Raw genomic sequence first — 12607 nt, 5'->3', positions numbered from 1 at the left:
CCGTCTTGCAGAGGCAGCTATGTCCACGAAAATAATCGCCAAATTCCTGGTAACCGCCGCGGTTTTCCTGTCGTTGATCATTCTGGTCATGTTGGGTGGCTGCTCCGGTGGCGAGCCGGCGCCTGAAGCGGTCACCCCCAAAGTCTCGGTGATCAGCATAAAGCCCCAGAGCCAGGTGCTGACCACTGAGTTGGCGGGGCGCACCCAGGCGTTCATGGTGGCGCAGATCCGTCCGCAGGTGGGCGGCATCGTCCAGCGGCGACTGTTTGTCGAGGGCGCGGATGTCAAGGTCGGGCAGGCCCTGTACCAATTGGATGCGGCGTCCTATACCGCCGCGCTGGCGCAGTCCCAGGCGAGCCTGGCCAAGGCTCGCGCCACGCTTAAATCGGCGCAGAGCACCGCCAGGCGCGACGCGGAACTGGTGAAGATCAATGCCATCAGCCAGCAGGATAACGAGGACGCCCAGGCGACCTTGCTGACGGCTGCCGCCGATGTGCAAGTCGCCGAGGCGGAAGTCGAAACTGCCCGGATCAACCTGGCGTACACACGTATCACCTCGCCGGTCAGCGGGCGCATCGAAACGTCCACCGTGACCCCTGGCGCGCTGGTGGTGGCCAATCAGGACAGTGCATTGACCACGGTGCAGCAACTCGATCCGATCTATGTGGACGTTACCCAATCGACCACGCAATTGCTGCGGCTCAAGCGGGACCTGGCCAGCGGCGTGTTGCAGTCCAACGGTGACGGCCAGGCGCGGGTCAGCCTGAAGCTGGACGATGGCAGCACTTACAACCAGCAAGGGCGGCTCAAGGTCAGCGGCGTCAGTGTCAACGAGGGGACGGGCACCGTCACCCTGCGCGCGGAGTTCGCCAATCCAGACCACCTGCTGCTACCGGGCATGTATGTCCGCGCGGTGCTGGAGCAGGCCCGCAATGACCAGGCCATTCTGGTTCCGCAAAAAGCAGTGACCCGCAGCGCCAGCGGTGTGACCACGGCGCTACTGGTGGTCGACGGCAAGGTGGAACAACGTCAGCTGAGCATTGATCGCGCGGTGGGCAATCAATGGTGGGTCACGGCAGGCCTCAAGGCGGGTGACCAGTTGATTGTCGAAGGCGGACAAAAAGTCCGTGCCGGTGCCGCAGTCCAGGCGCAGGACGCCAGCGCGCAAGCGGCCACGCCACCCACCCCTGTGAAGGAGGGTTAAGCGTGGCGCACTTTTTTATTGATCGACCGATTTTCGCCTGGGTCATCGCCATCGTGATCATGCTCGGTGGCAGCCTCTCCATCAGCCAGTTGCCGTTGGAGCAATACCCGGACATCGCGCCACCCACGGTGAAGATTTCCGCGACCTACACCGGGGCCTCGGCCAAGACCGTGGAAGACTCGGTGACCCAGGTCATCGAACAGCAGATGAAAGGCCTGGACAACCTGACCTACATGTCGGCCACCAGCAGTTCGGCGGGCAGTGCCAGCATCAGTTTGACGTTCACCGCCGGCACCGACCCGGATGTCGCCCAAATGCAGGTACAGAACAAGCTGCAACAAGCCGAGTCGAGACTGCCGCAATCGGTACAAAGCGAAGGCCTGACCGTGACCAAGGGCGGCTCGGACTTCCTGATGATTGTCGCCCTGGCATCGGATGACCCCAGCGTGACCGGCACCCAGATCGGCGACTACATTTCCACCACCTTGCTGGACTCCATCAGCCGCATAGACGGGGTCGGCGATGTGCAGACATTGGGGGCAGGCTATGCCATGCGTATCTGGCTGGACCCGGCCCTGTTGGAAAAGTACGCGCTGATGCCTTCGGACGTCAGCAGTGCCCTGGAGGCGCAGAACACCGAAGTCTCCGCCGGGCAACTGGGGGCATTGCCGGCGATCAAGGGGCAGCAGTTGAACGCCACGATCAGCGCCCGCAGCAAACTGCAGACCGTCGAAGCCTTTCGTGATGTGGTGGTCAAGTCCAGCAGCGACGGTGCCGTGGTGTTGCTGGGCGATATCGCGACCCTGGAACTGGGCAGCGAAAGCTACGACATCAGCACCGCCCTCAACGGCAAGCCCGCGGCGGCCATGGGGGTGCAACTGGCGGCAGGCGCGAATGCGCTGAACGTCGGCAAGGCGGTCAAGGCCAAGCTCAAGGAGATGGAGCCGTTCTACCCGACTGAAATGCAGCTTAAAAACGTGATTGCCTACGACACCACGCCGTTTGTCAGCCTGTCCATCGAGGAAGTGGTCAAGGCCTTGGGCGAGGCCATCGTGCTGGTGGTGTTGATCATGTTCCTGTTCCTGCAAAACCTGCGCGCGACGCTGATCCCGGCGATTACCGTGCCGGTGGTGTTGCTGGGCACGTTCGGCGTGTTGGCGATGTTTGGCTATTCGATCAACACCTTGACGATGTTTGCCATGGTCCTGGCGATTGGCTTGCTGGTGGACGACGCCATTGTGGTGGTCGAAAACGTTGAGCGGCTGATGGGGGAGGGGCTATCGCCTGTGGCGGCCACGCGTCAATCGATGCGCGAAATCAGCGGCGCACTGGTCGGCATCACGCTGGTGCTGAGCGCGGTGTTTATCCCCATGGCGTTTTTCGGCGGTTCCACCGGGATTATCTATCGGCAGTTTTCGGTGACCATTGTCTCGGCCATGGTCCTCTCGGTGTTGGTGGCGATGACGCTGACCCCCGCGCTGTGCGCTTCGTTGCTCAAAACCCACGATGGCCAGGGGCATGCGGCCCAGCGCGGGTTCTTCGGCGGGTTCAACCGCACCTTTGAACGTGCCAGCGCCGCTTACGAGCGTTGGGTGGGTGTGGTGTTGCGGCGTTGGGTGCGCAGCCTGCTGCTCTATGGCGGGGTGCTGGTGGTCATGGCGGTGGGCTACATGAGCCTGGCCACGTCGTTTCTGCCGGACGAAGACCAAGGGATCCTCCTGGCACAGATCCAGTTGCCGGTCGGCGCGACGGACAGCCGCACCCAGGCGGTGATCAAGCAGTTCGAGGACTACATCCTCAAACAGCCCGAAGTCGAAGCGATGATCAGCATCAGCGGGCTGGGCATGGGGGGGAACAGCCAGAACACCGCGCGCGCGTTTATCCGCCTCAAGGACTGGGACGAACGCGGTGGGCCCGGCCAGGGTGCGGCGGCCATTGCCCAACGGGCGACCCTGGCACTGGCCAGCATCGGGGATGCCGACGCGTTCGTCATGCAACCGCCGACCGTACGCGGCCTGGGCCAAAGCTCGGGGTTCGACCTGCAACTCAAAGACCTCGCTGGCCTGGGCCACGATGCACTGGTGGCGGCCCGCGAACAGTTTCTTGAGCTGGCCAGAAAGGATCCACGTTTGCTCGGGGTTCGCAGCAACGGCCTGGACGATGCGCCGCAGCTCAAGGTCAGCATCGACGACCGCAAGGCCGGGGCCCTGAGCCTGAGTACCAGCGACATCAACACCACCTTGTCGACGGCGTTGGGCGGTACTTATGTGAATGACTTTCTCAACCAGGGCCGGGTGAAAAAAGTCTACGTGCAGGGCCAGGCATCCGCGCGCATGCAGGCCGCGGACCTTGATCATTGGTTCGTGCGCAACAGCAACAATGAAATGGTGCCGTTCTCATCGTTTGCCAGCAGCACCTGGAGTTACGGCTCACCCTTGCTGGAACGCTACAACGGTAACGCCTCCCTGGAAATCGTCGGTGACCCCGCGCCAGGGGTGAGCTCCGGCGACGCGATGGACGCGGTGGAAGCCATTGTCCGGCAATTGCCCCAGGGCATCGGCTACGAATGGACCGGGCAGTCCTATCAGTTGCGGCTATCCGGCTCCCAGGCCCCGCTGCTCTATGCCCTCTCCGTATTGTTTGTGTTCCTGTGCCTGGCCGCACTCTACGAGAGTTGGTCGGTGCCGTTCTCGGTGATTCTGGTGGTGCCCCTGGGGGTGATTGGCGCCGTGTTGGCGACCCGCGTCGCGGGGTTGAGCAACGACGTGTATTTCCAGGTGGGGCTGTTGACCACCGTGGGCCTGGCGGCGAAAAACGCGATCCTGATCGTTGAGTTCGCCAAGCACCTGCAAGAGCAGGGCAACAGCCTGATCGACGCGACGCTGATCGCGGTGCGCCAGCGCCTGCGGCCGATCCTGATGACGTCCCTGGCCTTCATGTTCGGCGTGTTGCCGCTGGCCTTGAGTACCGGCGCAGGTTCCGCCGGACGTCAGGCTATCGGTACCGGCGTACTGGGCGGGATGTTCAGCGCCACGGTGCTGGGGATCTTCTTTGTACCGCTGTTTTTTGTGCTGATCCGCCGCCGTTTCGGCCGCGAGCGCAGTGCTCGTCAATCTGCCCCGACAGGTGATGCATGATCAAGTCACATTGGCCTTTACTGGCCGCCATGGTCCTGGGCGGCTGCGTCAACCTGGCGCCCCAGTATGAGCGGCCTGAAGCGCCCGTCTCCGGGCAATGGCTGCCGGCGGCCAGCCTGCCGAAAGGGCAAGTGGGCGCCGACGTCAAATGGCAGCAGTTCTTCACCGACAGCCGCCTGGCGCAGTTGCAGGCGTTGGCGCTGGCCAATAACCGCGACTTGCGCCTGGCCAACCTGAACGTGGAGAAGGCCCAGGCGCAGTACCGCATCAAGCGCGCGGACCTGTTTCCCACCCTTGATGCGAGCGTCAGCGGCACCCATAGCCGTACGCCGGGGTCGTTGTCCAATACCGGCACGGCGGCCACCACCCACGATTACAGTGCGCAATTGGGGCTGAGCAGCTATGAACTGGACGTGTTTGGCCGGGTACGCAACCTTCGGGACGAGGCCCTGGAAGACTACCTGGCGCTGACGGAAACCCGGCGCAGCACGCAAATCAGCCTGGTGGCCGAAGTGGCCACCGCCTGGCTGACCCTGGCGGCCGACAACGAACGGCTGCTGCTGGCCCAGGAAACCCTGACCAGCCAGTTGGCCACCTACGACCTGACCCAGCGCAGCTATGCCCTGGGCGGTTCCTCCGCGCTGTCCGTGGCCCAAGCCCAGACCACGGTCGAGTCGGCGCGGGGCGATGTGGCGTCCTACGAGAGCCAGATTCTGCAGGACCGCAATGCCTTGCGCCTGTTGGTCGGCAGTGACGTGCCCGAGGCCCTGTTGCCGGGCACGCACCTGGAGTCAGCGGCCGTGCTGGTGCAGATACCCGCGGGCCTGCCTTCCAGCCTGCTGCAACAACGCCCGGATGTGCTGTCGGCCGAACACACCCTCAAGTCCGCCAATATCGATATCGGCGCGGCGCGCGCGGCGTTTTACCCCAGCATCAGCCTGACCGCCAATGCCGGCTCCTCCAGCGCGGCGTTGGCCGGCCTGTTCAAATCCGGCAGCGGTGCCTGGACCTTTGCCCCGAGCATCAGCGTGCCGATTTTTGACGCGGGCAGTAACCGCGCGACCCTGGACTCGGCCAAGGTCGAACGTGATATCCAGGTGCAGACCTACCAGCAAACCCTGCAGACCGCGTTCCGTGAAGTGGCCGACGCGCTGGCGGTGCGCAGCACCCTGGATCGCCGGATCGCCGCGCAACAGGCGCTGACCGACGCCAGCCGCAAAAGCTTCGAACTCTCCGATGCCCTCTATCGTGGCGGGTCGAAAAGCTACCTCGAAGCCCTGGATGCGCAACGCTCCCTCTACAGCGCACAGCAAGACCTGATCACCCTGCGCCTGACCGAGCAGAGCAACCGCATCACGCTCTACAAAGTGTTAGGCGGCGGCTGGAACTGAAGGCCCAGGCGAAAAGACTCTGCCGCATACACACACATAACCGCAGCGATGGAACGGCTTGCGTGGATCAAATCGGGTGACTTCATTCATTGGGGAATAAACATGCGTGCCTTTCGTTTCACCTTAAGCCGTCGCGCCCAGGCACTGGCCTGCGCCTGTTTCATCACGCTGTCACCGCTGTGCCGTGCGGATTCCGACGAGGACCCATGGGAGGGGTTCAACCGATCGATCTTTGCATTCAATGACACGTTGGATACGTATGCACTCAAACCGCTCGCCCAAGGCTATCAATTCATCACCCCCCGTAGGGTCCAGGACGGTATTCATAACGTCTTCAACAATCTGGGGGAGGTGAAAAACCTGGCTAACAATGTACTTCAAGCCAAATTTCACAGTGCCGGCGTGGATACCAGTCGCTTTTTGCTCAACAGCACGCTGGGCCTGGTGGGGATGATCGACGTCGCGACGCCGATGGGGCTGCAACGCAGTGACCAAGACTTTGGCCAAACCCTGGGGCACTGGGGCGTCAACAGCGGCCCTTACCTGGTACTGCCATTCCTGGGGCCAAGCACGCTTCGCGATGCACCCGCGATCCTGCCCGATGCCTACGCCAACCCGGTCCGTTACATCGGCGACGTTCCGACGCGCAATAGCCTGTACGGCGTGAGCATGATCGACGGGCGTGCCCAATACCTGAAATCTGAAAAGCTCATCACTGGCGACAAATACAACTTTATCCGCAGTGTTTATCTGCAAAACCGAGCGTTCAAGATCCAGGGCGCAAACGTCAAGGATGATTTTTGAGCCGTGTGACGACCTACACGAGGTGACCTGCATGCGTTGCCTGGCCCGTCCACCCTGACCTCGGTGTGGATGGGCGGTGCCTGGGGTTACGCCGCGGTGGAGTTGGCGCGGGCGTCGCTGGCGGTCTCACGAAACAGCCGGGGCGACATGCCGAATGTCGACTTGAAGTGCCGGCTGAAATGGGAGCTGCTGCCATAACCCCAGGCGTAGGCTATTTCGGTGAGGGAGCGATGGGCCTGCTCGTGGTTGCGCAGGTCTTCGGCGCAGCGGGACAACCGACGCTGCCAGATGTACTCGCTGACGCTGCACCCCAGTTCGTCCTGGAATGCCCGATGCAAACTGCGCACCGAACACTGCTCGGCGTTGGCGATGCGTTCGATGCTCAGGTCGCGGTCGGCCAGGTGGCGCTCAATGTAGGCCTTGAGGCGGTTCTGCTTGAAGAAGCGGAAGTCATGGTCGAGCTGCTTTTCATCTTGCTTGTTCTTCAGCGCATTGTTCAGCAGCCCGGCGATACTGTCGCCGATCAGCCCCGCCGACTGGCTGTTGAGCAAGGGGTATTGGTGGTAGGCGTCGCTGATCAAGTGCATCAGCATGCGCCCCAGCCCGTTGCGGCCGCTCAAGTGCATGTCGCCGGTCTGGGTCAGTTGCCCGGCAGCCCCCTGGAACAGCAGGATAAAGTGCTCGCAGCCCTGGGTACTGGTGACGCTGAAGGGTTTGCCGCAGTCGACCAGGAGCATCTCGTCCGGCGCGACGGCGCTGCTTTTCTGGCCTTGCTCGAAGTGACTGACACCGGCGATTTGCAATATCAGCATACGCGGGGTGTCGAGCACATCGAGCGCCTGGCTCAGGTGACGTGAATAGCGATGGGCACTGGCGGTCATGCGGCAGAAACGCAACTGGCCCAGGTCGCCGTATTCCAGTCGCCCCTGGAAATTACCGTTGTGCAGCGGGTCGATGTGGGTGGATTCCAGGCGCTTTATATACTCCGGCGTGCGGCCCAGATGATCGCTCATGAATTCTTTCCACTTCATCAGCCGATCGGAGCGCATGACCTGTTCGGTGGACACACAGGCTAGATTATTCATTGGTTTCGCCTTTTGTTTTTTGTTTTGGGCAGACGGGGCAGGGCTGGACCCTGCCCGATCCTCGCAGACGATCAGAACGGGTAGTGATGGCTCCCGGCTTGCCAGGTCACCCAATGGGCCCGGGTGAATTCATCCAAGGCATAGTGACCATTGAAGCGGCCAAGGCCGGAGTTCTTTTCGCCGCCGAACGGCGCATTGGGCTGATCATCGACCGTGATGTCGTTGATATGGGTCATACCCGCCACGATGCCACGGGCAAAGTTCAGGCCGCGCGCCATGTCGCGGGTAAACACCGCACTGGACAGACCGTACTCGCTGGCGTTGGCCAACTCCAGGGCATGGGCCTGGTTTTGCGCGATCATCAACGGCAGCAACGGCCCGAAGGTTTCATCGCGAGCCAGGGCCTGGTCGGGGCCCACTTCGCCAAAGACATGGGCCGGCAGCACCAGCCCGCGCGCCTGGCCGCCACACAACTGCTTGAGACCGGCGCGCTCGGCGGCGGCGATCTTCCCCAGCAGACCGTCGAGCTGACTTTGGTTGACCACCGGCCCGATCACCGTATCGGCCTGGGCCGGGTCACCGGTCTTGAGATTGCGCACGCGCTCGACCACCAGCGCTGCGAAATCGGCATACAGCGAGCGATCCACAATGACCCGGTTGACGCTCATGCAAATCTGGCCCTGATGCAGGAAGCGCCCGACCACGGCGGCATGCGCCGCGATCTCGATGTCCGCATCCTCCAGCACCACCAGCGGCGCGTTGCCGCCCAGCTCCAGCGCCACCCGCTTGATGTGCTTGCCACCGGTGGCGATGCGTCCGACATTGCGTCCCACATCGGTGGAACCGGTGAAAGAGATCAGGCTCGGTATCGGGTGTTCGACGAAGGCATCGCCAATCTCCGAACCCGCGCCGACCACCACGTTCAGCGAACCGGCGGGGAACCCGGCTTCTTCGAACAGGTGGGCAATCAGCAGGCCGCCGGTCACTGCCGTGTCGCTGGCCGGCTTGAGTACCACGGTATTGCCCAGCGCAAGTGCCGGCACCACGGAACGCATGCTCAGGTACAGCGGGAAGTTCCACGGGCTGATCACACCGACCACCCCCAGTGGTTCGCGAAACACGAAGCTCTGCTCACCAGGCTTGTAGCTGGTCAGGATCCGCCCCTCAACCTGCATCGGTAGGGTGGTGCACTCGCGAACCAGGTTGAGGGTGAACTGCCACTCCATGCCCGCCTTGATGCGGGTACTGCCGGACTCACAGATCAGCCAGTCGATGATTTCTTCGCGGCGGTTCTGGATGACCTGGGCGAGCTTTTCCAGCTGTGCGCCGCGCTCGGTCGGGTGCAGCGCGGCCCAGTCGGTCTGTGCGCGCTGGGCGGCCTGGTAGGCGTCATCCAGGTCGGCCACCGAGGCCAGGGGCATTTCCAGCAAGGGTTCGCCGTTGAAGGGGTTGCGGTCGTCCAGGCGTCGTGTCGAACCACCGGCGCGCCAGGTGCCGTTGATGTATTGGTCGCCGTTGATGGCGTAGGCCGCGAGTATTGGAGTTGTCATTGTCTTACCTTTGAGGCAGGTAGCCGCGTCGATTGAGGGTGGGTGAGGGCAGACCCTTTAGGTTGTGCGTATTCAGCTTCGGATCCAGGCGCGTCCCCAGGAGTTGAGGGTGTATTCCTCCTGCGGCCAGACGCCAGGCGGGCGCGTGGCCTCGGTGATCTCCAGCTCGGCCGAGAACTCCAGGCGGTTGCGATCGGCATCGACCACCATGAAGAACAGGTTGTTGCCTGGGCCATGTCGTCCCGGGCCGAAGAACAAGGTGATGCGTTCCTTGGCGAAGCGGTCGCCCCAGTCGCGAATGTCGTTCCATTCGTTGGTTTCGTAACAGTGGTGATCCCACTCGTTTTTCGATCCGCGGAAGAACGCCAGCGAATGGTGCTCATCGTCCGAACGCAGGAAGCAGGTGGTGAGCTGGCCGCTCTGCTCGTCGACGACATTGTCCGAGACGGTGAAGCCCACCGTGTTGACGTAGAAGTCGATCATCGCTTCCAGCTCCGTGGTCTGGAACACCACGTGCTGCAGGCGGCCCGGCATGCCCTTGCGGTCGACCGTGGACGCGCCGCGAGACACCCCAAATACGGTTTGTCGACCCTGGGGGTCACGGATTTGAAAGGCGCCCGCCTCCAGCAACGGCGAGTCGAGCGCCTCGACGTTACAACCGTTGCCGACCAGGCGCGTGCGCAGCTCGCTCAAGTGTGCTTGGCTGCCCAGGTCGTACGCCGCCGCGAGCAGGCCGCTATGGTCGGCGGGCGAGATCAGCATGGCCCGTTGAGGCCCCTGGAGCAGCCAGCTGCCGTCGGCTTGCGCCAGGCTGTCCATGTCCAGCAGGCGCCGATAGAAATCGACTTGCTGCTGGGGCGCTTTGCTCGCCAGGTGCAGGTAACACAGGCGTGCGGGAGTGGAAGTCTGCAAGGTTTGCATAAACACCTCTGGGGCTGAAGGTTCAGGGGTAGACGGGCGCCATCGCCGGCTGATCCACGCGATGGTTCGTCAGGGTGATGCCGAACAACGACTGCAATGCGCCAGCGGCCTGGTCTTGTGTGGCCAGGTCGAAGATGGCGGCCACATAGCGATCCGGGCGCAGCAGCACAAACGTGTGGCTGTCGCCGAGCAGGTCCTTGAGCGCATCCTCGCGGTCGTGCAGCACGGTGCAGCCGGGCAGTGATGGCAGGGCCTGCACGTGCGCGGGCAGGATCAGGATGCGCTTGGCTTCCAGGTGGTCCCAAAGGCCGTGGCGCAGTTCATCCAGGCGCTGGAGAGCGGGGTCGCCATATTGGATCAGGGCAAAACCGGCACCGATGGTCGTGTCCAGCAGTTGTGTGTGGCCTTGGGCATCGGTCAGCAATGGCTGAGGAAACATTTGCCCGCAGGCCAGCTTCCCGGCCTTGCCTTCGGGCAATACCAGGCCTTTGGTAAAACGTGGTTTGGGCTTGAAGCGCATTTGCAGGAAATAATCGCGCAGCGGCGGCACCAGGCCGATTAACGCGAAGGCCGCGCTGATCAGGCGAGCCCGCAGCACGGTGGCCGGCGCCATGACCACGCCAAGGTTCAGGGCCAGCTTGATCAAGGCCCAGGCATGGTCGCGCCGCTCGCTTTCGTAGGACAGCAGGGCGGTTGCGGCCATTTGGCCCTTGAGCACAGCGATCAGCTTCCAGCCCAGATTGTGCGCATCGCGAACGCCGCTGTTCATCCCTTGCCCGGCGTAGGGCGGGGTCAAGTGGGCGGCATCGCCGGCAAGAAATACGCGGCCGACCTGCCAACGCTCGGCGACGCGGGCATGAAAGGTGTAGACCGTCTTGCGCACGATAGACACCGGGGCATCGCCCTTGAACGGACGAAGCAGCGTGTGCAGGCATTCGGGGCTGAGCACCTGCGCATCGGTTTCGCCCGACTTGAGCTGGAACTCAAAGCGCCGAGTATGGTGCGGGCCGGGCACTTCCACCACCGGGCGTCGGGCATCGCAATACACGCGGGTTTGCCAGAAGGGGTCGTCGTCCTGGTCGGTGTCGACCACCAGCCAGCGTGAGGAAAAACTCGACCCTACCATCTCGATCCCCAGTTGCTTGCGCACCGGGCTGCGACCGCCGTCGCAGGCGATCAGGTAGCTGGCCTTGACGTCGAGCAGTTGGCCATCGGCATCCTTGATCAACGCGCGCACGCCGTGCTGGTCTTGAGTGAACTCGAGCAGTTCGTGATTGAAGCGCGCTGTCAGGTTGGCAAAACGTTCAAGGCCGACCTTCAGCGTGCTTTCGAACAGCGGCTGGCGAAACGCATTACGCTTGGGGAACCCATATAACCTGCCGGTGGGCTCGACCTTGCCAAAGCAACGGCCGCCTGCGCGGGTGAAGTAATGCACACCGTAGCCGGGCACGACGTCGCGTAAAACGGCGTCATCCAGCCCGATCGCCTGCATGGTGCGCAAGGATTCATCATCGATCGAAACGGCGCGGGGTTCGGTCACGGTGCCGGGTTTGCGGTCGACGATCAGGGTGTCCACATTGGCCTGGCCGAGCAGGTTGGCCAGGGTCAGCCCGGTGGGGCCGGCGCCGACGATCAGGACTTGAGTGCTGAAGCTGTTGAGGGTTGTCATTGTTATTCCCTTCCAAAGGTTTCAGTCCGGCTGCGGCGGGCGATGGGTCAGCGCCGCCATGCGTTGCGACAGCGTCTGCGCGAGGGCCAGCATCTGTGCCCCTTGTTGCGCTTCCTGGGCGTTGTCGCGCTGCTGGATCGGGCGCACGCAACTGATGCTGCCGACCACCTTGCCATCGCTGTCGAAGATCGGCGCCGCCAGGCCGTAGACGCCGGGATCGATTTCCGCCGCGCTGGCGACATAGCCCTGGCGGCGCAGTTGCTGCAGCGAGCGGCGGAACTGTTCCCAGGTCTGGCCCAGGTGGCTGGCGCGCACTTCATCAGGGTTTTCCAGGAACAGTTGGTTGTGCTGGCGCGAGGTCATGTTGGCGAGGATCGCCTTCGACGTTGCGCCGAGGAACAGCGGCCTGGGTGAGCCCCGGGAGTAGCTGACCTCACTGAACAACTCGCCATGCTGGTGGATACACACCACCTGGTCCTTGAACAGCCGGCAGATCAGCCAGACCTGTTGTTCGCTCCAGCGTGGCAGGTCGTGTTCCAGCGACTGTGCGGCGCGCACCAGGGGGTCGCTCAGGCGCAGTTGGCGGTCCCAGGTGATAATCCGCGCGCCGAGTGCGTAGCGTCCGGCTTCGACCTGAAACAACAGGCTCGCCTCGGCCAGTTCGCGCACATAGCGATAGATGGTCGAGCGCGTATAGCCCAGTGCGGCGCCCATTTCGTCGACCGCCCAGATCGGGCTGGCTTCGGTGAATAAATCCAGTACCCGCAGCATGCGTTCAAGGCTCGAACCTTTGCTATCGACGTCCTGTTCGGACAGCTGTTCTGTTTCAGACAATGGCTGCATGGC

Annotated in this window: 9 protein-coding genes; 4 read left to right on the top strand and 5 right to left on the bottom strand. The window is 62.9% G+C overall.

The window, feature by feature from the left end:
• The first annotated feature begins 19 nt into the window (after positions 1-19).
• From AB7933_RS22640 to AB7933_RS22625, 4 genes are all read left to right on the top strand, one after another.
• Positions 20-1204, top strand: coding sequence for an efflux RND transporter periplasmic adaptor subunit (locus AB7933_RS22640; protein WP_024076448.1), 1185 nt, complete (start codon positions 20-22; stop codon positions 1202-1204).
• A 2-nt stretch (positions 1205-1206) separates the two neighbouring features.
• On the top strand, positions 1207-4341 hold the full coding sequence (locus AB7933_RS22635) for an efflux RND transporter permease subunit (protein WP_024076447.1): 3135 nt from the start codon (positions 1207-1209) through the stop codon (positions 4339-4341).
• Positions 4338-5732 (top strand): efflux transporter outer membrane subunit, encoded by a 1395-nt coding sequence (locus AB7933_RS22630; RefSeq protein ID WP_024076446.1) that lies wholly within the window; start codon positions 4338-4340, stop codon positions 5730-5732. Before AB7933_RS22635 ends, AB7933_RS22630 begins: the two co-directional genes overlap by 4 nt.
• 102 nt (positions 5733-5834) lie before the next feature.
• Positions 5835-6536 carry an MlaA family lipoprotein gene (locus AB7933_RS22625; protein WP_024076445.1) on the top strand — a complete coding sequence of 234 codons (702 nt, stop codon included), beginning with the start codon at positions 5835-5837 and terminating at the stop codon, positions 6534-6536.
• A gap of 86 nt (positions 6537-6622) precedes the next feature.
• Here the strand turns inward: AB7933_RS22625 and AB7933_RS22620 are convergent, their stop codons facing one another.
• The 5 genes from AB7933_RS22620 to AB7933_RS22600 all read right to left on the bottom strand — a co-directional run bounded on the left by AB7933_RS22620 (position 6623) and on the right by AB7933_RS22600 (position 12604).
• On the bottom strand, positions 6623-7621 hold the full coding sequence (locus tag AB7933_RS22620; protein WP_024076444.1) for a helix-turn-helix domain-containing protein: 999 nt from the start codon (positions 7619-7621) through the stop codon (positions 6623-6625).
• Positions 7622-7692: 71 nt separating this feature from the next.
• Positions 7693-9171 carry an aldehyde dehydrogenase family protein gene (locus AB7933_RS22615; protein ID WP_024076443.1) on the bottom strand — a complete coding sequence of 493 codons (1479 nt, stop codon included), beginning with the start codon at positions 9169-9171 and terminating at the stop codon, positions 7693-7695.
• A gap of 72 nt (positions 9172-9243) precedes the next feature.
• A complete protein-coding gene (locus AB7933_RS22610) occupies positions 9244-10092 on the bottom strand; it encodes a VOC family protein (protein WP_041160979.1) in 849 nt (282 codons plus the stop codon).
• A gap of 22 nt (positions 10093-10114) precedes the next feature.
• Positions 10115-11761 carry a bifunctional 3-(3-hydroxy-phenyl)propionate/3-hydroxycinnamic acid hydroxylase gene (locus AB7933_RS22605; RefSeq protein ID WP_024076441.1) on the bottom strand — a complete coding sequence of 549 codons (1647 nt, stop codon included), beginning with the start codon at positions 11759-11761 and terminating at the stop codon, positions 10115-10117.
• 21 nt (positions 11762-11782) lie between these two features.
• Complete coding sequence (locus AB7933_RS22600; protein ID WP_024076440.1) at positions 11783-12604, bottom strand: IclR family transcriptional regulator; 822 nt, start codon at positions 12602-12604, stop codon at positions 11783-11785.
• Positions 12605-12607: the final 3 nt, after the last annotated feature.

Source organism: Pseudomonas gorinensis (genome assembly GCF_042015035.1).
GTDB lineage: Bacteria > Pseudomonadota > Gammaproteobacteria > Pseudomonadales > Pseudomonadaceae > Aquipseudomonas > Aquipseudomonas gorinensis.
Note: the sequence above shows the minus strand (reverse complement) of the source record. Positions and strands in the feature narration are given on the sequence as shown.